The following is a 20684-nucleotide window of genomic DNA, read 5'->3' on the forward strand; positions in this document are numbered from 1 at the left end:
TGCAGAGACTCGGGTTCTTCGAGCCAGTGCAAGCGACGGAGCAGATCCGCGAGCTCCCCGACCGTCCCGTACTCCTCGTTCTCCTGGACGCTCTCCCAGAACGTCACCACGAGGCCGCCGACGACGAGCGGTTGGGTGACCGACGCTGGCACACGCATGGCCGGGAAGTCCTGCGTCTCAAGCCACCGAGCCACGCTCACGGCCCGTTCCATCTCAGCGAGCACCGCCCGATCACGCGCGATGCGGACGATGACCGGTAAGGACGCCAGCCGGTAGACCGCGTTCGAACCCAGCCTGACCAACTCGGCGCCGCGAAAGTCGAGTTCGACCGTCGCGCATGCTTCCCGAAGAACAGGGTCCAGGCCTTCCGCCGTGAACTCCGCGCCGCCGTCCGGTCCCTCGCTGCTGCCCGAGATCATGCTTCGACCATACGGGCCACACCGACCGCCCGACAGGCCGCTCACGTAATAGGGGCGTAATGATCTTCGTCAGCAGCAATAGCGATCGCCCCTCCCCCGCAGGTCAGCACCCCAAAAGCGCAACGGTCTCCCCTGGCCTCCGGAGCCGTGTGCGCAGGTTCGAATCCTGCCGGGGGCACCCTGTATGAGGTGCCCAAAGACCCCGTCACCAGCGGAAACGCTGAGAGCGGGGTCTTCGCGTATGTGCAGGCGTATGCGGCCCAAGGCGGCCGTATGCCGGGGTCTGTGGACTATTCGTGGACAGGATCTGAGCGCGTCTGCCCAGGTCACAGCAGCTACTCGGAGCGGCCACAGCCCGGCGTGCCGGTTCCGCTCCAGATGCGCGGCGCCGAATACGCTGCGAGGACGTCCAACCTGACGTCCTTGATGGTGCGTGCACAGAACTGACTGCCGCACGGCGGCGGCTCCTCACGTCGGCCCGGCCGGCGCAGCTGCCGCATGCAGGAAGGGGTGTGGCATGAGGCCACCAGGCGTGCACCTGCGGGAGATCACCGACGAGAACCGGGATGCCGTTCGTGCCCTTCGCGTCCGACGCAAGCAGAAGCAGTTCGTCGCCTCCGTGTCCAAGTCGCTCAAGCAGGCGGCACAGCGCCCGGAGGCCAATCCCTGGTGCCGCGGTGTGTACATCGGCGACGAGCCAGTCGGCTTCGTGATGCTGTCGTGGAAGCCGCTGGCTGGTCCCTACAAAGGGCGACACTTCATCTGGCGCCTCCTCATCGACAAGCGGCACCAGAGGCGAGGGATCGGCCGAGAGACTCTCACGCAAATTGCCGCTTCGGTTCGCGCGGACGGCGGCACCGAGCTGCTGACCAGCTACGATCCCGGCGACGGCGACCCGTGGCCCTTCTACCAGAAGTTCGGATTCGAGCCCACCGGGGAGATCGACGACGGCGAGATCGTTCTGCGGCTCACCTTTCCCGCTCAGTAAGCTCACACGGGAAACCACAGACAGTCTTCCGGTGGTTACCTGACCAAGAATCTGATGGGCTCTGAAAGTCGATCAGCGGCCGACGCCCTGAGACCGGGACACGACGAAGCCCCCGGCCCGCGCGGACCAGGGGCTCATGACTATGTGGCTCATGACTCGTATTCGCGCAGCAATTCTTCGATCTTGCGGTTGGCGATTTCCTGCCGTCCACCGATGCATTTGGCGTAGCGGCTCAGCAGCACCTCCACACTGTTGCCCGCACGTTCGGCCACCTCGGTCGGGTCCACCCCGGAGTTGAGCCACGTCGACAGCGCCGAGTGCCGGAGGTCGTACGGCCGCGCAGCGAGCGGCGAGGCAACGGCAGCCGGCTGGAGCCCGAGCGTCCGAGCCTCCTGCCAAACGCGGTAGTACGTGGACGAGCCAACCACTCCCCCTCGCTCGTTGGTGAACAGCCGCCCGTCCTCGGCAGTACCGAACGTGTCGAGGTGCTGCCTGAGGATGGTGACGAGCTGAGGCGGGATCGGCACGAGCCAGACTTCCTCCGCCGGCCGGTTCTTGAGTCCTCGGTCGTCGTGGGTCTCGCCGGAGTCGGTCCACTGCTTGCCGACACTGGGACGCGTCCGGTTCAGCAGTGCTGTCCCCCAGCCGACATCGGGCAACTTCAGATCCGCGCTGGTGAGGCCCACGGCCTGAGCCGGACGTAGCGCACCGTAGTACATGCAGGCGAACAGCCGACGAGTCGACGGCCACGCGCCCGGCTGTACCCACCGACGTACGAGACGGCAGTCAGCAGTGAACGAGCCTGCTCGGGATTGGCGACCACCCGGGGATCGACCTCCCCGGCAACTTTCGGCTTCTTCCACCGGATGGACGTAATCCGGTTCTCTTTGAACTCCCCGAGGTCCACCGCGTAGTGCAGCGCGTTGACCAGTGTCCGACGCTTGCGCCGGACAGTCTCCGCGGCTGCCGCAGTCCCGTCGAGCTTCAGCTTGAGGGAGTCCAGGACTGCCCGGCCGATCGCAGCATCACCGAGGTCCGATAGCGGGCGCGAGGCCTTAGGGCTTGCCGGGAAACAAGTCGTGGCTTCCAGCTCTGGGACTCGTTGCTCTGGTATGGGGAGACCGGAGGGGATCGAGGCCGTCCTGGCGGCGAAGTTCCAGGTGTTGTTGCCGCATCTGGACGAGCGTCAGCGTCGGCTGGCCATAGGGGCGGAAGCGCTGTCGCTGGGGCATGGTGGGATCAGGCTCGTCGCTGCCGCGGCCGGGGTTCGGGAGGGCACGGTCTCGCGCGGAGCGGCTGAACTGGACTCTGGTCAGGCCCTATTGGGACGGGTTCGTCGTCCTGGTGGGGGCCGGAAGAAGGCTGTGGACCTTGATCCGGGGCTGCGGCCGGCGCTGCTTGCGTTGGTCGAGCCCGACGAGCGGGGCGATCCGATGTCGCCGCTGCGGTGGACGACGAAGTCGACCCGGAAGCTGGCAGGGAGCTGACCCGGCAGGGCCACCGGGTCTGTGTGCCAGTCTCGGGATTGCACAACACCACGCTATACTGCGGACTTGCGATCATCTGATTCGGTCACTAGATATTGAGTGGGCACAGCATTTAGCCGCCCGGACGTCAGCAGGGCGTCGAGGCCGCGGAATATCAGCGGGTAACCATCCTTTACCAGTCTTTCATATTCATCCTTGATTGACGCCTTCACTGAGACACCGCCCCAGAAATGCACCTCGTAATCATCCCCGAGCCTACGAGCCACTTCCAGTTCGTTGGGGCTGAGGAAAAAACGAACAATCTTCTCCGCGCTTGCTTTCACTTCAATACGTCGTTTCGGCGAAAAGTTCGAGTCTTCTATGTCGTACCCAAGCGACTCATCATCTCTCGCCACCCACCGCACTGCCGTGGGATCATCAGCGTTAATTCGGCAATATCGATAGCTGAAAATCTCACCCCTGTTCCCCATGTCTTTTCGGTGATCTGCCTCAGGTCTCACAGGTGGAGGGAGCAGCGACCAAACGTCACCAATTTCAGTGGCCAAGTCAGCGGCGACTGTCAACTCATCAGTCAGGGAAACTGATTGCCCAAAACGACGTAGTACACCAATCAATTGGGGCGCGACTTTGATGGCTAGTTCTGCTGGGCAAACCATCGAGTGGTCATCACCTACCCCGCAAACCTCTAGAAGCCGACTCGCTTGAGCCGCAAAGACTCCGGATCGGATCAGAGCCAAGCCTAGAAACTTGCCACCCACGCGATGATCCTGCGTAGCTACCTTGCGCCCAGCCTTCGTGAGACGAAGCCATGTCTCTTCAGTTTCTACGAGACCTACTTGCACCAGGATGTCGAGGAGTGCTGGAACTTCATCCATTGGCCCGCCGCAATCAGGCCAGAGGTGCAGGTGAGCCTTTCGGACATCCATGCCTGGAGGTGGATACCGTCGAATATTGGAGAGCACTACAGGCAGTCGATCAACCCGCACTGCAGTCAGCCAATTACCCCAGTCGCGTGAACTCACTTGCCCTGCCCCAGGAGGTAGCGCAGCAACGCTTCGAGGTCATCCTCAGTTCCTTCAGCATCCACAGCTGGGTCTTCCGAGAGATTAATTGGAACTAGCTCAGCTCCCTCCAATAGTCGCTGCATGCGCCGAGCCTTGACAGTCAGGGAACGTTCAACGAGAGCATCAACCGTGTCACGCCCATTAATAAGAGAACTGATGATGTGAACGTTGACGGTTGCGTTGACAGGCAAACCCAACCGATGAATCCGATCGATAGACTGCAAAAACATAGCGCAGTCATAAGTCCGGTCCAGATAGATTGCATTATGGCAGGAACTATGCAGGGAGATCGATTCGGAACATGAGGCAGGATTCGTGATGAGAACCGCGGGGCCCTCTTCGTTCAGGAACCTTTCGATCACTGACTCACGGGTACCCTCTCCCGGCATTTCAGCTTCAAGATCGACATCTGAGTGCAGGGCATCGCGGCCCGCCGGCACTCGCCCATCCACCTGATAACAGGGAATGCCCAGCGCGTCACTCACAAGGCTTCGGAAATGATCCAAGTTGGGCACGAAGTTGCTCCAACAAACGACCTTTTCTCCTCGGTCAGCGATAGATCTAATCAGCTCAATCGCGATCAGTGACTTCGCTGGCTGTTCACCGGACCCCCCATAGTCTGCGAGGCGCTCCATTAGGGTGGGAGAGGAGTCGTCCATCCGAGGCAACCGGAAGTAGGAATCCTTGGAGGAAAAGGTCAGCGGATTAGCAGCAGCCTGCAGTAGCCGGATCGGGCGCCCACGACGGAGACTATCGATCTTATCTTTCCATGTGGCAGCGTCCGTAATTTTCTGCCGAAACCGATTCTCGATCAGCTCATAGATCTCGGCTTGCGTACCGATAAGTTCAGCCGAATGATGATGAATTTGATACGGCGGAAGCCCCAGAGCAGCCTTCGGCGTCCTGGACACGAAAGGCATTACGTTTCGAACCACTTCATCAAAATCGCTGTCGACGCGAGCTGCGAAGGCGTCTCTGGTGCCGGTGAGCTGACCGTCCGGCCATAGAATATTGAGTTGTGTGTAGAGATCTTTGCCAGACTGCGGCATCGGAGTACCCGAAAGCACCATACGCACAGTGGCTCGCTTTGCTAGTTCAACCAGAGCTGGCGCCCAAACACCACCTCTGAAGCGCTTCACTCGGTGTGACTCGTCGACGATGAGCATGACGCTATGGCGCTTGAACAAGTCAAGCAACATCAACTGGTCTGCCGCTGCTGTGGGATAGCTCAGCAGTAGCAGATCTTTCGGCTTGGTCTGTTGGTAAATGGATTGCCGTTGACGTCCGGTACCTCGGACTCTCCGAGCCCGGATCAATGAACCGACCGCAGCTTGTGTTTCTTTCTCCCAAGGATCGAAACACGCCAGGGGGCCGACGACAACAATCAGATCAATTGTGCCGGCTTGAAGGTGGGTAACTGCCGTAGCCAGGGTGGTTGTCGTCTTGCCGGCACCAGGGACTGAAAAATTGCCGACATTGATTGCTGTAAGAGCGTGGGCCACGCCCACTCTCTGATGTTGTCTTAGCTTCCGGTCAACCGACCAGCCAAAGTTTTGCATCGCTGAGTCGACCCGCGAAAAGTCGAACTCAGCATCCCCTACTTTCTGCTTTTGCGCAGCTTCCCTAGTTCGCGCAAAACTGAGCCGGCGCTCTAGCTCGGAACTGACCGTTGTCTCAACCTCGCCAGCGCCTTCCGCTTCGTAGCCGTTGGCGAGAAGCCAGTCATAGATCTTCAGAACCAGATCTGACTTGCCCAACCGCCTACGCGGACACAGGTAGCCGCCATCGCTAATAGCGCCACCGAGGATGCTACGAAAGAACAAGCGAGCCCTGCGGTCACCAGCTAGCGCGGCGCCGTGAACAAAGACATCATCATTCACAAATTCGAGTGAGACTTTTTTCCGCTCGGTCATGTTTTATTCCGCCGACTCGAGAAGGTGCCTGTTGGCATCAACCCAATCGAAGATTTTCGCTAGACTCTGGCGAACTTCCGAGCCATCTTCGCCTGTCAATGCGATGCTTAGCCGTGCTCGATCAGTGAGCACCTCAAGACGGTTCCAGACCTCTTGCAGGACTTGAGCAATGTCGTCTTGTTGAGATGCCAAGAAACCATCGATGGCCAGGTCAATGGCGGTGCTTACTTCCTCCTTGGGGTAGTTGGCGACGTCAGGCCCAGGTCCTTCTGCTTCCCCGTCAGCGTCGGTTTCGTCGTCACTAACATCGAAGTCGAAGAGAGTGGGCGACTGAGGGTTCGATAGAGACGGCCCGCCTGTGGTGTCCCAAGTGGCTTCAGCCTCTGCCACCTTGGCTGCCAACCTGTCAAACCGCGGCCTGTCCGACTTGAACATCGCGCGGATCTGACGGATGTCCAAGTGCCCCTTATTGGCGCGGATTGCGGCAAAAAGGGTTTGCAGGATCTCGGCGGCTTCCATTGGGTACTGGACTTCGACCTGCATCATCATGCGGCCAACGTCTCGGAAGCGCTCCAGGGTCTTCAACAGACGGTGGTACTGTCCCGGCTGTTCCGAGTCATCGAGGAAAAGGTCCATATACTTAACCGCGAACAAGTCGCGGATGACCACTTGCTTCGACTTCTCGACCATGCTTTGAAGTTGGCCGGCTACGTCTTCGATGCTTTCCCGCTCATGCCATTGGATGTCCCTCATCACGGCAGCTTCGCGGAGAGCGAGAAGGTAGTCGATATCGTTGTACCGAACCTTGAAGTTTTCTGTTAGCTGTTCGCGCTGCTCCATCTCCAACAACGACGGCTCATCGATCAGAGCTTCGGGAAGGATGATCGCCTCAACCTCTTCGAGGCTAGAGGAACCAACCTGTTTCTGTAGCCTCTTTATCATTGAGAGCCGGCGATTGCCGTTGCGGACGGTCCCGTCTGGCCGAATCCAGAGGGGGGACTCCTGCTTTCGAAGCATCCAGTCGGTTTTTAGAGCCTCATAAGCACCGCTGGGCTTTCCAACTACCCTATCCCCCTCCACTCTGTGTGAGACGTCCAGAAGGAGCGAGGCGATGGAGAGCTCGTCGATAGCGTTGTTCTCAGGGTCTAGTTCTCGCCCTAGATGCTCCTGAGCCCACATTTTCTCCGCTCGGAAGCGGCGATTATCGGCGTTCAGTAGTAGCGCATCTACAGGTACGTTGTATACCGCAAAGTCATGCCAGACACCCCGCACCCAGATGCGTACGGTACGCGCAACTGACTTCTTACGCTGATCGATGTAGTAGGTGCGTTCACTCGAGTTACGCATGGCCCCCCCGGACAAAGTTGCAATCTGACTTCAGAGAACTTTCGCGAAGCGCGTTTTCGCCATTTCCAGCGCGTGGGTGAAGTTCCGAACATCCGCCTCATTTACATCCAGCGGTTTCATGTCTGATACCCACCCGCTGGCTGTATCTTCGGGCTTATGCCCGATGGTATTCCTCTTAGGCCGGCAGACTACGATGACATCCCATTCGCAGTTTCCGGGGTTGCTGTGATGTCCCATGTGTCCATCACTTCGCACGGGCCAGAGCCTTGTCACGACAAGGTCAGCGGAGTCCAAAGCCACTCCTACTGCTTCCCAGGCATCGGGGTTGGCCGAATGATAGGTGAAAACAAACGGCTTGGAGCTTCGCGCTCGCTTGAGCATCTCACGCAAAGATTCCCCCAGCTTCATCCCGAAGGAGTGAACTGGGTTCTCCGACTTCGGCAACAAAGGCTCACCGGCGAGATCCAACTCCCCGAACCAAGCGCGGTGAAATTCTGACAGCTCATCGTATGCGATGAAATCGAAATAGGGAGGGTCGAATACTGCGATATCGACCATCTTTACGGCTTCCGGCGCTGAGGTTGAGGCAGCATTTTTTAGACCTACCCAGCATGAACCGGAACCACGTGAGAAGGTGAAGAGATTCGGTACTGGCCGACTGGTATGTGTGTCCCACACGTGGCGCCGCACCGTTGCAGAATCTGACTTAGCGACACGCTCAATGCAAGCAGCGATGGTGCCACGTCCGCCGGTCTCGTGGAGAGGGTTGAGCTCTACCGTTAGTGCAGGAAGGGAGTATCCTCGCACGGAAAAGAGAGCCGACAACCGGCCATAGTCTGTGGCGTACCCACACAGCTTGTTATTGGTCGATAGGGCATTCGAAATCGCCAGTTCCAGGGCAGCTCGAAATTCCTGGTCGTCGATGTTCTCTTCAAGCCACTTTAGTGCATGACCCAAAACAAGTAGCTGCCGATGCGTGAATAGGTCTTCGAATGCGTTGATTCCATAGCTTCGGGGTCGCTCATCGGAACGCGTAGCCTTGATCTCCCCCTTCGGGCGAGGCAAGGAATCGCGTTGAACCGTCCATTCATTGGCCGCTTGGAGTTGAATACGCTCATCGGCACTACTCGGCATGCGTAGATTTCGACGGCCGTTGGCTTTAGTCTCCTCGACAGCCACAATGCGACGTCTCGCAATGCCTGTCTTCAAATCGCGGTGAGTAGACGCCACTTGGCATGACGGGCAGTGATACGCGCCGGAACGATACGTTCCTTGAGAAATCTTGAAGCGTTTATCACAACACAGCAATACCTTGCGATCAGCAGACTCAAGATGGTGTAGCTTCCAGCAAAGAGGGCAAAAGACCGTAAGCGCATCGTCTCGGACTACCGCTCCAAGCTTCTTGGGGTCCCGCACCAAGACCAAGCTTCGGTAGAGCGCACCAGTCTCCGTACACGCTGGGCATTGCACTTCAGCTATCGAAAAGTAGTGCAGTGGTACTGCTTCTGGACCAGACGGAAACAGCCACGAAAGCTCTTCACGAAGGTGATCCAAAAGTAGCTTGCCGTAATGGCGCAGCTTCTTACCGTCGACCGGGGCAAGTTCGGCCTTGACGATGCGAACAGACATGGGATCTACATCCGATCCCATAACGGACGCGCCAAGCCTCTGAGCTTCAACGAGCGTGGATCCGCCTCCCATAAAGGGATCGTAGACAGTCATGCCTCGGAGGTGAGGGTCTTCGGACGCGTACCGCTCCCAGAACTCCTCTTCGCTCACCCCAGATGGTAGAGCCGTTGCCAGGAGGAGAGCGCGAAGCAGCGCCGGCGGTCGGCGCGCCCACCATCGGTGAGCAGCGTATGCGGAGTCGCGGACTCGTCGATCTTTGGCAACCACTTGCGAGAGTGCACGGGCAGGGAACCACGACTCAATTAGCGACGCGCGCGCCTCTGGGACATTAGAGAGATCTGTAAGGTAGTCCGTGAACCTCAGTTGGGTTCCTGCTGCGACGTCGAGAGTCATCGTTCCCCAATTTTTAGCGTTGCCTGACGGAGCCTCCAGATGCCGTCACGGACCGAGTCGCACAGCGCTCTCCGCCGCAAGGATAGCGGGTCTGAGATCATGGCTGCAGGTGTACCCCGTTAGTCCCGCTTCCCAGCCCGCCCTCGTGGCGCTAGGTGCACGATTGGGCACACAATGTTACGAGCTCCTAGGTGGTGCGTGACCGACGGCGAATCAAGTGGCCCTGGATTGGACGCAGCGTCGAGGCCAGCGCGTGGACTATATGTGGACGAGCGAGACGTCAGCTGACCCGCTCGTCCCTCTGACGTGCACTTCCCATCAGAGGGGTAGGGCCCTCCGGAGCCGTGTGCGCAGGTTGAAAGCCTGCCGGAGTATCCCTCATGAGGTGCCGAAAGATCCCGTCACCACCGGAAACGCTGAGGCCGGGGTCTTCGCGTTGCGTCCGGAGAAACCGTGCGGGTACAGAGGCCCGGAGACGCGGGACCAGCCTCCCCGATGCAATGGGGCGGGCGGTCCCGCACTCAGACCACCAGTTGGAGCCCAACCTGAAACGGCGGCTACCGGTAGAAGACAGCCACGCCACCGTGATGTGAGCAGGCCCCCTGATGGTGAGCGGCGTACGAGTAAGTGCCGTCATTACACAGAGCCGTCGCACCGCCGCCCGCAGAACTGGAGCCACCCGACGAACTGGACCCGCCGCTGGACGACGATACGCCAGACGTCGAACTCCCGCCCGTTCCCGACCTCGCGGCAGCGGCGTGCGCGGTGACAGTCACCTTCACCTTGACCTTGACCGTCTTCGTCACTGTCGGCGCGGGCTTCGGCTTCGCGGTCTCCGTCGCCGTGGCTGTCGCGGTGACCGTGGCCGTGGCCGCCGGCTGCGCCTTATGGTCCGCCACCGTCTTCGTCGCGTTCGGCTTCTGGCTGTCGGCGCCGGCGCTCCCCACACCGATAACGAACGCGAGCCCCAGGGCGGGCAGTACGAAGCGCTTGCGGGCCCACCTGGGTGCCGGGCGGACGGCTGGCGGTCCAGACGGAGGCTGGAACGGCGGTTGCGGCTGGTAGTGGCTCACGGGACCCCCCTTGCAGTAAATACGTGAGGGGTGAAACTACCTACACTGCCGCGTCAGATGTGAGGGATCAATGAAGAAAGTGACTCAGTTGTGACTGTCGCCGAGTTAGGCGACCGGCTCGGATGTGACCACGCTCGGCACGCAGCCGTGCAGTAACGCAACACCGAAGTGACGCCGCTCCTGCGAGGCAGTACAGCGAGCAGGCTGGGCGAGCCCTGCTCGCGACCGTGACAGAGGCGACCCTCTTGGCGGGACGTATGTCATACAACGCCTGCCGTCACGGCCTGGCACAGCCGTACTTCCTCCAGGCTCTCCGGTTGGCCCAGGACGCCAACGACCGCCGTCTCGCCGGAAGCGTGCTGTCCGCCATGAGCCATCAGGCGACGCTATTCGGTCGCTACACGCCCCATGCGGTCGGGAGACGCCTGTCAACCATTGCTGGAGCGGCTCAGGCGGCACCCAACTCGCACCACACGACCTTCCCCCGATTGCCGTCTCTCGTCAGCGGCTGCCACCCCCACAGGTCGGCGCACGCCCGTACCAGCCCCAGCCCACGCCCGTCCTCCACCTCGGCCACCTGCTCCAGCGGCACGGGCGGCTCCGGCGGCTCCGGGTCGGCGTCCCAGGCGCCGATCCGCAGCACGCCCGCGGACCAGCGCAGGCGCAGCGCGGCCGGCCCTTTGGTGTGGCGTACGGCGTTGGAGACCAGCTCAGTCGCGAGGAGTTCGGCGGTGTCGACCAGGCGGATCAGGCCGTGCATCGTGAGGATGAGGCGGAGGGTGCGGCGGCTGATGGTGACGGCGCGCGGGTCGTTGGGGATGTAGAGGCAGTACTCCCAGGGCTCGTCCACGATTTCGGGCATGCGTCAGCTCCATTCGGCTCGAGAGGGGTGGCGAGGCAGGCGGTGGCATTGCCGCAGGCGTCGTGGCAGGACGGCGCGGTGCGCTTCCGCAGCGTGTGCGTTACATCACCGACGGTATGTCATAAATTTCTGACGGTGCAAGCCGATCGCGTATTCTGACCCCGAATGGGTCGCCCTGTCAGGGCCGTTGAAGGAAGAAGGAAGCCCGTGCCAGTGAGACGGCACCCCACGGCTCGTCAGGTTCGCCTGGGCTCAGAACTGCGGAGGCTGCGCGAGGCCGCGGGGCTTAAGGCGACCGAGGCTGCGAGTCTGCTCGCTGCCAGTTCCGTCCAGATGAGCCAGATCGAGTCCGGACTCGCGGGAGTGAGCGAACAACGGCTGCGCCGGCTTGCGGCCCACTACGCCTGCACGGACAACGCGTTCATCGATGCCCTCGCAGCAATGGCAACCGACCGGACGCGCGGCTGGTGGGAGGAGTACCGGAAGCTGCTGCCCGCATCGTTCCTCGACCTCGCCGAGTTGGAGCACCACGCCACTTTCCTGCAAGAGGTCGCGCTGCCGTACATCCCTGGCTTGCTTCAGACGGAGGATTACGCCCGCGCGGTCTACTCCTTCAGGGTTCCTGAACTGCCACGAGACGACCTTGAGTTGCGTGTTCGTCACCGCCTGCAGCGCAAGGTGATCCTCGAAGGACCCGCTCCGGTCGCGTACGAAGCAGTGATTCACGAGACAGCCCTGCGGATCAGAGTCAGCGACCGCGGCGCTTCACGGGCTCAGCTTTCGTGCCTCCTGGAGCTTTCCGAAGCGGAACACATCACTCTGCGCGTCATCCCGTTCGATCTGGACGGCTTCGCAGGAGCCACCAGCACGATGAAATACGCGGGCGGCGCTGTGCCCAAGCTCGACACGGTAGTTCGAGACGCACCGCACGGCACGGCATTCATCGACGCGGACGCCCAACTGGCCGCCTTTCGAACACTCTTCCGTAGAGTGGAGGCTGTATCACTCGAACCCGCCCAGTCCCGTGACTTCATCCACAGACTGGCGAAGGAACTGTGAGGCGCCCAATGACCGACACCAGCAGCTGGCGGAAGTCGTCCTACTCGGGCCCCGGCGACGGCAATGACTGCGTGGAGATCGCGAACTCCCCCACCCGCGTATCCATACGCGACTCCAAGGCTCCGGCCAGGGCCACCCTCTCCTTCCCCACCGGAGCCTTCGCCACCTTCGTAGAGGTTCTGAAGACTCACTCCACCGCAACGGACTTGGCCGGGCTTCGAGGCTGATCCATCTCGTACCCCTGAGTCGTCGACAACTGGTAGGCGAGCGCCCGCAACAGGCCTGGCGCCACCGGCGGTTGCGGCAAGGCCAGCATGGCCGGCTCCTCGATCAACCACCCTGTCCAGTGACGCCCTGTCGCCTAAGGAGATGCTCGTCGGCCGTGTCATGGAGGCATTCGCGGCAACGGGCGATCAGGCAAGCAGCTCCCGAAACCCAGCAAGCAGCGCCCGCAACCCCAGGTCAAAGGCATAAGCGGCCCGGCTAGGCCCAGTAGCCGCCCGCTCAAGCACCGCGCTCAAGTGCGGAGCCGTCTCCCGCGCCACCTCCGACACCATCACCGGCGGTGCCACCAGGTCGAGGGCCGAGCCGAGGATGAAGCTCTCCAGGGCGGTGATCAGCGGCATGACCTGGTCCTCGGCGAAGCCGGCGGTGAGGAGGAGTTCGGCGACCTTCTCGTACATGGCGTGCATGAAGGGCTCGGCGACGGTGCCGGTGGCGAGGAGGGGGACCGCGCCGGGGTGGGCGGCGAAGGCGGAGAGGTAGGAGCGGGCCCAGCTTTCCAGGGTCTGTTCCCAGGGCTGGGACCAGTCCTCGACGCCGCTGGTGGTCAGGGCCAGCTCCTCGCGCATGAGGGAGATGATCTCGTCGCGGCCGGAGACGTGGTGGTACAGCGCGGACGGGGCGACGCCCAGGGCCTTGGCGAGGGCCGGGATGGTGAGGGCGCCCTTCTCGTCGGCCAGTCGCAGTGCCGCGGCGCCGATGCGCCGCCGGTCCAGCAGAGGCGTGCGTGGCCGTCCCACAGTGGCTCCTTGTCCTAGGCGTCCTATGCCGCCAGTCCGCGGGCGCCTGGCGGTGCATGCCTAGCGGCGCCGTGACCCAGACGTTACCGAATGGCTTTCAGTAAGACTCTTCCCCGTCGCCGGGGTGGCGCCTACATTACTCGAAACCGAATGGCATTCAGTTAGGCGTTCGGGTTGAGGGAAGGGCACGGCCACACGCATGCACGCCGACATCGTCTTCACCGGAGGCACCGTCCGGACCGGGGTGGCCGACGCTCCTGTTCAGGACGCCCTCGCCGTCACCGACGGGCGGATCACCGCCCTGGGTGCGGACGCGCTCGCCGTCCGGGGGCCGGGTACGACCGTGGTCGACCTGGCGGGTGGGGCGCTGCTGCCGGCCTTCGGGGACGGGCATGTGCACCCCGTGCTGGGCGGGCTGGGCCTGCGGGGTGTTCCGGTGCGGGAGTGCGGGAGCGTCGAGGAGATCGTCGAGGCGGTGCGGGGCTGGGCCGGCGCGCACCCGGAGGCCGAGTGGATCACCGGGGACGGGTTCGATCCGTGGCTCGCGCCCGACGGCCGCTTCGACGCGCGGTGGCTGGACGCCGCGGTGCCCGACCGGCCCGTCGTGCTGCGCACCATGGACCATCACACCGCCTGGGTGAACGGCGAGGCCCTGCGCCGGGCCGGGTACACCGCCGACAGCCCGGATCCGACGGGCGGAGAGATCCTGCGCCGGGGCGCGTCCGGCGAACCGCTGGGCACGCTGCGGGAGTTCGGGGCGCTCAACCCCGTACTCGCGCTCGTGCCCCCGGCCTCCCCCGAGACGCACGTGGCCGCCCTGCGGGAGGCCGCCGCCCTCTTCGCCGCGGCCGGGGTGACCTGGGTGCAGGACGCGCTGGTCGAACCGCACCACATCGACGCGTGGATCACCGCGGCGACCACCGGGCCGGGACTGCCCGTCCGCGCCGACCTGGGGTTCCTTCTGGAGCCCGGCCCGGAGCCCGGCGGCTGGCGTGAGCGGGTCGCCCGGTTCGCCGCCGACCGGGACCGGGTCGAGAGCGAGGCGGCGGGGCTGCTGACCGCCCGTACGGTGAAGTTCTTCGCGGACGGGGTCGTCGAGTCCGGGACGGCCGCCCTGCTGGAGCCGTACACCGACTGCCCGCACTCCCACGGCATCGCCAACTGGTCGCCGGCGGAACTCGCCGAGGCCGTCGTCGCCGTCGACGCGCTCGGCTTCCGCCCCCATGTGCACGCCATCGGCGACGGCGGTGTCCGCAGCGCCCTGGACGCCATCGAGGCCGCCGTCCGCGTCAACGGGCCCGGTGACCGCCGGCCGGTCATCGCCCACGCCCAGCTGATCGACCCCGCCGACCTGCCGAGGTTCGCCGAACTGGGCGTGATCGCCAACCTCCAGCCGCTGTGGGCGCAGCCCGACCCCCTGATGACCGAGCTGACGTTGCCGAGGATCGGGCCGGAGCGCGGCGGGCGGCAGTACCAGATCGCCGCCCTGCTCGCCTCCGGTGCCCGGGTCTCCTTCGGCAGTGACTGGCCGGTCACGGCCTACGAACCGCTGCGGGGCATCGCCACCGCGGTCACCCGCCAGACGCCCGACGGGATCCCCGAGGGCGGCTGGCTTCCCGAGGAGCGGATCGACACCGCCACCGCTCTGGCCGCCTACTCCGCCGGCTGCGCCCACCAGGCGTTCGAGGAGAAGGAATGGGGCGTGCTGCGTCCCGGTACGCGCGCCGACCTGGTGCATCTCGCCGCCGATCCGGTCGAGACCGCCCCCGGAGCCCTCGCGCGTCTGCCCGTCCTGGGCACCTGGCTCGCCGGCCGGCGCACCCACGCCGCCGACGGCACTCCCGACGACCCGCGCGCCCGGAGACGATAGGCGTTACGCCGTCGCCGTCACGACCGGCCCGCGTGTCCGGGACAACTCGCTCACCCCTCCACCGCACCCATCACGCGGGAGACCTCCATGACCGAGCCCCTCGTCCCCATCGCTCCCCAGCAGCCACCGCAGCAGCCACCGCAGGTGGCGGCCGGCCCCCAGCTGCGTCGCGGCACCCTCGGCGTCGCCGACATCGTCTTCTTCGTCGTGGCCGCGGCGGCCCCGCTCACCGTGATGGCCGCCGTCGCGCCCCTGGCCATCCTCTTCGGCGGCATCGGCGCCCCGGTCGCCTATCTCGCCGTCGGCGTGCTGCTGGTCCTCTTCGCGGTCGGATTCACGGCCATGACGCCGTACATCCGCAACGCGGGCGCCTTCTACTCGTACATCGCCCGGGGGCTGGGCCGTCCGGCCGGACTCGGGGCGGCCCTGCTCGCGGTGTTCTCGTACAACGCCCTGCAGATCGGCCTGTTCGGGGCCTTCGGCTTCTTCGCCGCCAGTACTGTCGACGACCTTCTCGGCGTCGATCTGCCCTGGACGGTGTACGCCCTCGCGGGGATCGCCGTCGTCTGGTTCCTCGGTTTCCGCTCCGTCAACCTCGGCGCCAAGGTCCTGGCCGCCCTGCTGATCGCGGAGACCGCCATCCTGCTGCTCCTCGCCGTCGCGGTGCTGGCCAAGGGCGGGGCGAGCGGGCTGACCTTCGACTCCTTCGCGCCGTCCCACGTCTTCACCTCCGGCATGAGCGGGCCCCTGGGCCTGGCCGCCGCGGCCTTCATCGGCTTCGAGGCCACCGCCATCTACCGCGAGGAGGCCCGCGACCCCGACCGCACCGTGCCCCGGGCCACCTACCTGGCCGTCGGCTTCCTCGCCCTCTTCTACGCCTTCATCACCTGGGTCATCGTGCAGGCGTTCGGCAGCCACCAGGCCGTCGGCGTCGCCGCGAAGAACCCGCCGGAGATGTTCTTCACCGCCATGACCCGGTACGTCGGCGGCTGGGCCACCGACGTCCAGCGGGTCCTGATCGTCACCAGCCTGCTGGCCGCGCTGCTCGCCTTCCACAACGCCATCACCCGGTACGTGTACGCCCTGTCCGCCGAACACGTCTTCCCCGACGCCCTGGGCCGGGTGCACCCGCGGCACGGCTCGCCCTGGGTCGCCGGTGTCGGCCAGAGTGTGCTGGCCGTGGTCGTCGTCGCCGTGTTCGCGGTGATCGGTGTCGACCCGTACACCCAGTTCTTCCTCTGGGTGAACACGCCCGGCGTGGTCGGCATCCTCGTGCTGCAGGCGCTGGCGGGCTTCGCGGTCGTCGCGTTCTTCCGCCGCAACCCGGCCGCACACGGCGAGGGCTTTCTGCGCACCCTGGTCACCCCGGCCGCGGCCGGCGTCCTGCTCGTCGCCGCCACCGTGCTGGTCTGCCGGCGCCTGGACCTGTTCACCGGCGCCGGTCCGGCCGTCAACTGGTCGCTGGTCGCGCTCACTCCGGCCGTCTTCCTGGTCGGCGTGGTTCTCGCCCTACGCCTGCGCCGCGCCCGGCCGGACGTCTACGCCAGGCTCGGCACCACGGACGTCGACTGACGCGGATTCCGAAAGGGAATCCGCCCGCCACGAAAGCGCGGTGGCGGTCCCGTCCCTCCGGAGCGATCCCGGGCGACGCGGCCGCCACCGGCGGGCCTCCAGAGGCCCGGGGGTACGCCCCCACCGACGCTCCGGCGGCAGTGATCCATCCACAGCAGGAGCGACCGCTGCCCCTGGACCGGCGCCACTTCCGGGTCGTACGGCCACTGACCGGGCTCACCGCCTTCCGGCTGTGGCCTGACGACCGATGATCGCCGCTCGTCCTGGAGAGGGCAGCCCCCTCCTGAGCGGGCGGGTAGCCGGTGCCCATCCGGGACATCGAAGACCTGATCACCCGCTCGATGTCGTCTCGCCGGGCGAGCAGCTCCATCTACGGGGAGCGGGGTCACCGGGCGATGACGACGCGGGTGCCACCGAAGTTCGCGACGATCTCCAGCTTGCCGCCGAGCGCAGCGACGTATGCCGCCACGGTGCCGACCTCCGTCGAGACGGCCTTACCGCGTTCGATGGCGGACACCCGCTCCTGTCGGACATGCATACGCGCCGCAACCTCGCTCTGGGTGAGACCGAGCTCCTGGCGTACCTCGGCCAGCCGGTGGGCACGCGCCTGCGCAACCAGCCTCTGGGCGCCCGCCCTGATCTCGTCGAGATCGTCCTCGTCGAAGATCTCGTCCCTTACCTCGTCCCAGGAGTGGAACGTGTCCATTGCTCACTCTCCTTCGCGCTGTTGTTCCAGGTGAGCCAGCCACTGCCCGTAGCGCGTCTCGGCCAGAGGAATCGACCGGCGGTACCACTCCGACCATTGCCCCGCCTTGTCTCCGGCCACCAGCAGAACGGCGTTGCGTTCGGGGTCGAAGATGAAGAGGATCCGGATCTCACTGGTTCCGTTCGAGCCGGGTCGCAGTTCCTTGAGGTTGTGCAGAGTCGATCCCTTGACACGGTCCACCAGCGGCCTTCCCAGATCGGGCCCCTCATCGACCAGCGCTTGGACGGCCTGTCCCACCGACCGCGCAGTGGCTCGATCAGCTTTCCTCAGTTCGTGCAGCCACTCTCGTACCTCCCCGGTCATCTCAAGATGCCAAGCCATGCCACCACACCAACGCGTAGTACCTACCCATACTAGTACGCTGGCATACTGCGCGGGGGCTTCGCGGGTCGGTGTCGGGGTGTACTTCGAAAGGGTGATGCCCGTCGCGAGCCCGGCCACGAGCGGCCGCGCCCGGATGCGGCGGGCGAGCACTCTTCGGCAGTGGGCGTCCACGGAACGGGCACCCGCTCGCCGACGGCGTCCCCTGGTACTGCGGTGACGGTGACCCCGACGGTCTCGCCTCGATCGCGAGCGGCCCACCGGCGGGCCGCAGCGGAGCCGGACGGATCCTCTACCGGTCTCGCGGTCAGCCGCCGGCAGGCGGGGCGGGAGCTCAGGCCCCGGCGGCGGTGACGATGGCGTCGGTGGCGAAGCCGAGGACGAGGCCCAGCAGGACGCACCACGTGGTCAGGGTCTTCAGCGCGGCCTTGCGGGCGACGGCCAGCAGCTCGATGACCACATAGAGGATCGACCCCGCGGCCAGGCCCAGGAAGGCGATCGACACGGTGTCGTCGACGAGGTGCTGGCCGACCAGGGTGCCGAGGAAGGTCGGGCCGCCGCCGATCAGGCCGAGCAGCAGCAGCGTGGCCCATGAGGGGCGCTCGCCTTCGGCGGCCAGCGGGGCGACGATGCCGAACCCTTCGGTGGCGTTGTGCAGGCCGAAGCCGATGATGAGGAGTACGGCGAGGGAGAGTTCGCCCTGGGCGGCGGAGTTGCCGATGGCCAGGCCCTCGGCGAAGTTGTGCAGGCCGATGCCGGTGGCGATCATCAGCGCGAGCGAGCCGGCCTGGCTGCGGACTCCGGGGGCCAGCTCGGCGGAGGCGGCGGCGCCGGGGCCGACGGGCCGCGCCGCGGAGGCCGCGCGGCGGGCGATCCAGCCGTCGTAGTACACCAGGCTCATCAGCCCGACTCCGAGGCCGACGGCGAGGGTGAGGCCCCCGGAGGCCACGGTGCCCCAGTCGTGCTTGCCCAGCGCGTCGTCGACCGGCTCCCAGGCGTGGGTCAGGACGTCCCAGACCAGGAAGATCAGGATGCCGATGGCCACGGCGTTCAGGCCGGCGCGCAGCCGGGGGCTCGGGTTGCGCAGTCGGCCGAGGGGCAGGCCGAGGTAGATGGTGAACCCTGCGATGGCGCCGAGCAGGGCTACCTGGGAACTGGACATACGGCGGGACTCCAGCGGGATGAGCGAGGAAGTACACCCCCACGCTAGATGAGGTAAGCCTTACCTAATGGGTGCCTGTCGTTGATTTTGAGAAAGCTTGGCGAATTCCTTGCGCTCCGTGCGCTCCGTGCGCTCCTGCCGACCGGGCCCCGCCGCTTACGTGCGTCCGTCGTGCGTCCGCGGGACTGCCAAGTGCGTCGACAGGGTCGGGTGATCACTGCCACGATGCTTCGATGCCCTCCTCCCTCTCCGAGCCGTGGCTTCGCGGTGTCGCCGCCAACCCGGCCGCGCCTTCCGACGTCCTGCTGCGCCTGCTGCACCCGGCCGCGTCCGAGGCGTGGAAAGTGCTGTGCCAGGAGCGTTCTCTTCCCGCGGACGTGGTCGACGCGGTGATCGCGCATCCGGAGCGGTCGGTCCGGCGGGCCTTCGCCCGCAATCGGCACGTCGGCCCGGAGCAGCGGAGCCGGCTGCTCGACGACCCCGACGCTTTCGTACGCGCCGACCTCGCGTCCGGTCCCCGCCCACGGCTGGGGCCGGTGGAAGCTCTCCCGGACGACGTCATCGAGACCCTGTTGACGAGTCAGGACGACCCTGCCCGGGATCAGCCGGTCACGGCTGCCGAAATAAGCCAGGAGCTGGCGTTCTCCGGGCAGATACCCATGTCCTTCCACCGTGGGATGTGGGCTCACAAGAACCCCCGGCTACGGGTGCAGGGGGCCGGCCCGTGGCACTGGCTGACCCCTGAGCAACGCAACGCCCTACTGGCCGATCCGGAACCCGCCGTACGCGAAGCCGCGCGCAGGGAGAGCCGGGTTCTGGATGCCGAGGCCATGGAGGCCGAGCTGCCGGAAAACGACTGCCATCAGCGGTCGCTCCTGCTCGTCAACTACGCCGTCTCACACACCGTGGCCGAAGCCTGCCTCGCCGAGGGGCGGGACCTGTGGGCCCTGGCGCACAACCGCTACACGCCCGCTGATGTCGTCGCCCGCCTGGCACGACATTCCGATCCCCGTGTGCGTGAGCGCGTGGCCGGCCGGGCCGACATCGATCCCCTGTTGCTGGAGGAGCTCGCCGCCGATCCGGACGACACCGTGCGGACACGGGCACTGGTGCACCCTCTGCCACGCACCTGGGACCAGCGTGCGGCCCTCGACCGGGTCTTCGGGCGCACCGCCGAGGACATCGGGCCGGTTGGCGAGATGTACCTGGAGCCGGACACCGACTGGTACAGCGCGTGCGCCGTATCCACGCATCCGCTACTCCGCCGGGTCGCCGCCACCTGTCCCGGGCTGCCGTGGGAACTGGTGCGTCGTCTGGCCGACGACCCCGATCCGCAGGTGCGCCACCTGCTCGCCTTCAACCACCCGCTCGCGCCGCCCGGAACCGTACTCGACGCCTTCGTCGCCGCTCCGCGGCAGCGTCCGTATCTGCTGACGCTGCCCCGTCTGCCGCGCACCGGGCTGGGGCATCTCCTCAACCACGAGAATCCGGAGGTGCGCGGACTGGCCGCCGCCGATCCCACGCTGGACCGGCCGCCCATCCACCTGCTCACCGACCCGGACGCCGGCGTGCGTCGGGTCGCCGCAGGCAACCCGCTGCTGCCTCTCGCCCTGGTCGAGACGCTCCTGGACGACCCTGAGACCGCGGAAGGAGCTGCGGCCAACCCGAGCCTGTCCGCCGAACGCCTCCACGAGCTGCTCGACCGCGCCGGTCTGCCCCACGGCACCACCGGGTGAA

Annotated in this window: 16 protein-coding genes and 4 pseudogenes; 8 read left to right on the top strand and 12 right to left on the bottom strand. The window is 65.1% G+C overall.

The features are described from left to right. Positions 1 to 419: pseudogene (locus ACWC21_RS17605) on the bottom strand (aminoglycoside phosphotransferase family protein); the annotation flags it as partial. 532 nt (positions 420 to 951) lie between these two features. Between ACWC21_RS17605 and ACWC21_RS17610 the strand changes: the two are divergent. Beyond that, on the top strand, positions 952 to 1407 hold the full coding sequence (locus ACWC21_RS17610; protein WP_450882694.1) for a GNAT family N-acetyltransferase: 456 nt from the start codon (positions 952 to 954) through the stop codon (positions 1405 to 1407). A gap of 149 nt (positions 1408 to 1556) precedes the next feature. Here the strand turns inward: ACWC21_RS17610 and ACWC21_RS17615 are convergent. Then, positions 1557 to 2467 (bottom strand): annotated as a pseudogene (locus tag ACWC21_RS17615) (tyrosine-type recombinase/integrase); the annotation flags it as partial. A gap of 52 nt (positions 2468 to 2519) precedes the next feature. Here ACWC21_RS17615 and ACWC21_RS17620 point away from each other — a divergent pair. Next, a pseudogene (locus tag ACWC21_RS17620) lies at positions 2520 to 2914 on the top strand (ISAzo13-like element transposase-related protein); the annotation flags it as partial. A 33-nt stretch (positions 2915 to 2947) separates the two neighbouring features. Here the strand turns inward: ACWC21_RS17620 and ACWC21_RS17625 are convergent. The 5 genes and pseudogenes from ACWC21_RS17625 to ACWC21_RS17645 form a co-directional block, all read right to left on the bottom strand. After that, positions 2948 to 3820, bottom strand: coding sequence for a DUF3883 domain-containing protein (locus ACWC21_RS17625; protein WP_450882696.1), 873 nt, complete (start codon positions 3818 to 3820; stop codon positions 2948 to 2950). Positions 3821 to 3912: 92 nt separating this feature from the next. Further along, positions 3913 to 5871 (bottom strand): SNF2-related protein, encoded by a 1959-nt coding sequence (locus tag ACWC21_RS17630; protein ID WP_450882698.1) that lies wholly within the window; start codon positions 5869 to 5871, stop codon positions 3913 to 3915. A gap of 3 nt (positions 5872 to 5874) precedes the next feature. After that, positions 5875 to 7143 (bottom strand): hypothetical protein, encoded by a 1269-nt coding sequence (locus ACWC21_RS17635; protein WP_450882700.1) that lies wholly within the window; start codon positions 7141 to 7143, stop codon positions 5875 to 5877. 105 nt (positions 7144 to 7248) lie between these two features. Next, positions 7249 to 8940 carry a hypothetical protein gene (locus ACWC21_RS17640; RefSeq protein WP_450882985.1) on the bottom strand — a complete coding sequence of 564 codons (1692 nt, stop codon included), beginning with the start codon at positions 8938 to 8940 and terminating at the stop codon, positions 7249 to 7251. 60 nt (positions 8941 to 9000) lie between these two features. Continuing rightward, positions 9001 to 9240, bottom strand: a pseudogene (locus ACWC21_RS17645) (DUF1156 domain-containing protein); the annotation flags it as partial. A gap of 783 nt (positions 9241 to 10023) precedes the next feature. Between ACWC21_RS17645 and ACWC21_RS17650 the strand changes: the two are divergent. Further along, the gene (locus ACWC21_RS17650) at positions 10024 to 10305 is read left to right on the top strand and encodes a hypothetical protein (RefSeq protein ID WP_450882702.1); all 282 of its coding nucleotides are present in this window, start codon (positions 10024 to 10026) and stop codon (positions 10303 to 10305) included. Positions 10306 to 10761: 456 nt separating this feature from the next. On the opposite strand, the gene ACWC21_RS17655 is transcribed toward ACWC21_RS17650, so the two are convergent. After that, positions 10762 to 11175: an ATP-binding protein gene (locus tag ACWC21_RS17655; RefSeq protein ID WP_450882703.1), complete on the bottom strand. Its 414-nt coding sequence runs from the start codon at positions 11173 to 11175 to the stop codon at positions 10762 to 10764. Positions 11176 to 11382: 207 nt separating this feature from the next. On the opposite strand from ACWC21_RS17655, the gene ACWC21_RS17660 reads away from it, so the two are divergent. Continuing rightward, entirely contained in the window at positions 11383 to 12234 is an 852-nt protein-coding gene (locus ACWC21_RS17660; RefSeq protein WP_450882705.1) for a helix-turn-helix domain-containing protein, read from the top strand. Between the two features lie 8 nt (positions 12235 to 12242). After that, on the top strand, positions 12243 to 12461 hold the full coding sequence (locus ACWC21_RS17665) for a DUF397 domain-containing protein (RefSeq protein ID WP_450882707.1): 219 nt from the start codon (positions 12243 to 12245) through the stop codon (positions 12459 to 12461). A 186-nt stretch (positions 12462 to 12647) separates the two neighbouring features. Here ACWC21_RS17665 and ACWC21_RS17670 read toward each other — a convergent pair whose 3' ends face one another. Then, positions 12648 to 13256: a TetR/AcrR family transcriptional regulator gene (locus ACWC21_RS17670; RefSeq protein WP_450882709.1), complete on the bottom strand. Its 609-nt coding sequence runs from the start codon at positions 13254 to 13256 to the stop codon at positions 12648 to 12650. Positions 13257 to 13455: 199 nt separating this feature from the next. Between ACWC21_RS17670 and ACWC21_RS17675 the strand changes: the two genes are divergently transcribed. Then, the gene (locus tag ACWC21_RS17675; RefSeq protein WP_450882711.1) at positions 13456 to 15126 is read left to right on the top strand and encodes an amidohydrolase; all 1671 of its coding nucleotides are present in this window, start codon (positions 13456 to 13458) and stop codon (positions 15124 to 15126) included. An 87-nt stretch (positions 15127 to 15213) separates the two neighbouring features. Further along, on the top strand, positions 15214 to 16698 hold the full coding sequence (locus ACWC21_RS17680; RefSeq protein WP_450882713.1) for an APC family permease: 1485 nt from the start codon (positions 15214 to 15216) through the stop codon (positions 16696 to 16698). Between the two features lie 385 nt (positions 16699 to 17083). Here the strand turns inward: ACWC21_RS17680 and ACWC21_RS17685 are convergent, their stop codons facing one another. The 3 genes from ACWC21_RS17685 to ACWC21_RS17695 form a co-directional block, all read right to left on the bottom strand. Beyond that, positions 17084 to 17404: a helix-turn-helix domain-containing protein gene (locus ACWC21_RS17685; RefSeq protein WP_450882715.1), complete on the bottom strand. Its 321-nt coding sequence runs from the start codon at positions 17402 to 17404 to the stop codon at positions 17084 to 17086. Between the two features lie 3 nt (positions 17405 to 17407). Next, the gene (locus ACWC21_RS17690; protein ID WP_450882717.1) at positions 17408 to 17785 is read right to left on the bottom strand and encodes a type II toxin-antitoxin system RelE/ParE family toxin; all 378 of its coding nucleotides are present in this window, start codon (positions 17783 to 17785) and stop codon (positions 17408 to 17410) included. Between the two features lie 334 nt (positions 17786 to 18119). Further along, positions 18120 to 18947: a ZIP family metal transporter gene (locus tag ACWC21_RS17695; RefSeq protein WP_450882719.1), complete on the bottom strand. Its 828-nt coding sequence runs from the start codon at positions 18945 to 18947 to the stop codon at positions 18120 to 18122. A gap of 233 nt (positions 18948 to 19180) precedes the next feature. Here ACWC21_RS17695 and ACWC21_RS17700 point away from each other — a divergent pair, with 233 nt between their 5' ends. Then, complete coding sequence (locus ACWC21_RS17700; protein WP_450882721.1) at positions 19181 to 20683, top strand: hypothetical protein; 1503 nt, start codon at positions 19181 to 19183, stop codon at positions 20681 to 20683. Position 20684: the final 1 nt, after the last annotated feature.

Source organism: Streptomyces sp. NPDC001348, from assembly GCF_053597535.1.